We start from the raw sequence: 636 nt of genomic DNA on the forward strand, positions 1-636 counted from the left end.
ATGCGGTACAATGCGCGGTTGAACTACAAAAGGGATTCACTGCTGCTAACGAAGGCATTCCCGAAGCCTCGCACATCGTCCTGCGTATCGGCATCAATCTGGGCGACGTGATCGTCGAGGGCAGTGATCTCTATGGCGACGGTGTCAACGTGGCCGCCCGGCTGGAGGGACTGGCTGAGCCCGGCGGCATCTACGTCTCCGCCACCGTGCAYGATCATGTCACAGGCAAGCTGGCATTGGCGTTCGACGATCTGGGCGAGCACACACTCAAGAACATCGCGAAGCCAGTGCGGGTTTATCGCGCCGGAACAGGCGAGACCGGCAGACGTGCGGCGCAACCGGCGACTGCACTTCCGGAGAAGCCATCGATTGCGGTCCTGCCCTTTGCGAATATGAGCGGCGATCCCGAGCAGGAGTACTTTTCCGACGGCATCACCGAGGACATTATCACCGACCTTTCGAAAGCGTCCGGACTCTCCGTCGTCGCGCGAAATACCGTCTTTACCTTCAAGGGCAAGGCGGTATTGATCGAGGAGGTGGCGAAGAAGCTGAATGTCGCCTACGTCCTGGAAGGAAGTGTACGCAAGGCTGGAGGGCGAGTGCGTATCACGGCTCAGCTAATCAATGGTCGTGGCG

General features: G+C 59.4%; 1 protein-coding gene. It reads left to right on the top strand.

Going from position 1 to position 636, the window contains the following annotated elements:
- Positions 1-636: adenylate/guanylate cyclase domain-containing protein (locus ACXJ7R_RS35655; RefSeq protein ID WP_457155876.1), on the top strand; the 636-nt coding region annotated here is incomplete at both ends.

The sequence above is a fragment of the Mesorhizobium sp. P5_C1 genome (assembly GCF_054049815.1).